At 70.2% G+C, this 1,465-nt stretch carries 1 protein-coding gene; it reads left to right on the top strand.

From position 1 onward, the window contains the following. Nucleotides 1-121: 121 nt before the first annotated feature. Nucleotides 122-1,450 (top strand): M16 family metallopeptidase, encoded by a 1,329-nt coding sequence (locus HKK72_RS39225; protein WP_187239424.1) that lies wholly within the window; start codon nt 122-124, stop codon nt 1,448-1,450. The last annotated feature ends 15 nt before the right edge of the window (nt 1,451-1,465 follow it).

Below are 1,465 nucleotides of genomic sequence, written 5' to 3'. Positions count from 1 at the left end.
CCGACGGCGGCTCCTCCGACCGCGGTTCTTCCGACCGCGGTGAGCGCGGCGGTGGCGAGCGCCGCCGACAGCGCACCCGGGGTGGTCGCGAGGGCTCGCGTGACGGGGGCCAGCGCAACTCGTGAGCCTGCTCACAGCTCGGGCTCAGGAGCCCGACACGACGCACACGATCCACCCCGGCGCCGATGGCGCCGGGGTGGTTCGGCGCACGGTGCTGCCCGGTGGGCTGCGCATCGTCACCGAGACCATGCCGACCGTCCGATCAGCCGCTTTCGGCATCTGGGTCGGTGTGGGCTCACGCGACGAGCCGCTCGCCGACGCGGGCTCCAGCCACTATCTGGAGCATCTGCTGTTCAAGGGCACGCCGCGCCGGTCCGCGCTGCAGATTTCGGCGGAGCTGGACGCGGTCGGCGGCGACCTCAACGCCTTCACCGCCAAGGAGTACACCTGCTATTACGCGCGGGTGCTCGACAGCGACCTGCCGCTGGCGGTCGACGTCGTCTCCGACATGGTGACGTCCTCACTCATCGAGGCCGACGACGTGGAGGCCGAACGCGGGGTGATCCTCGAAGAGATCGCCATGCGTGACGACGACCCCAGCGATCTCATCCACGACGAGTTCGCCATCGCGCTGTACGGTGACGCGCCGCTCGGGCGGCCGATCCTCGGCACCATCGAGTCGATCAACTCGCTGAGCCGGGACCGGGTCGCCAACTACTACAAGGAGCGCTATCTGGCGCCGAACCTCGTCGTCGCGGCAGCGGGCAACCTCGACCACGATGAGCTGGTCCGGCTGGTCACCACCGCGTTCGCCGGCACCCTGTCCGGTGACGGAGTGCCGAGCCCGCCGAGGATCGGCGGTAACGGCGGGCCGACCACCCCCGGGGTACGGGTCGTCCCCCGCGACACCGAGCAGGCGCATCTCGTCCTCGGCGGTGCCGGGCTCGCCCGCACCGACGAACGGCGTTTCGCGCTCGGCGTGCTGAACGCCGCGCTCGGGGGCGGCATGTCCTCTCGGCTGTTCCAGGAGGTCCGGGAGAAGCGTGGCCTGGCCTACTCGGTCTACAGCTACACCTCGCAGTACGCCGACACCGGGACGTTCGGCGTCTACGCGGGCTGCCAGCCGGGCAAGGTCGACGATGTACTCGAGATCTGCCGGGACCAGGTGGTCAAGGCCGCCGAGCACGGCATCTCCGCGGAGGAGCTGGCCCGGGGGAAGGGCCAGGCGCGGGGCTCGATGGTGCTGAGTCTCGAGGACACCGGCTCGCGGATGAGCCGGATCGGTAAGAGCGAGCTGGTCTATGACCAGCTGCTGTCCGTTGACGAGGTGCTCGCCCGGATCGAGGCCGTCACCCTTGACGACATCCGCGCGGTGGCCGCCGAGGTGCTCGACCAGGCGATGACCCTCACCGTCATCGGTCCCTTCGAGGACCGCGAGTTCACACTCTGACGGCCCGCCGGGCGA

The organism is Actinomadura sp. HBU206391, assembly GCF_014323665.1.
Taxonomy (GTDB): Bacteria; Actinomycetota; Actinomycetes; order Streptosporangiales; family Streptosporangiaceae; genus Actinomadura_C.
Note: the sequence above shows the minus strand (reverse complement) of the source record. Positions and strands in the feature narration are given on the sequence as shown.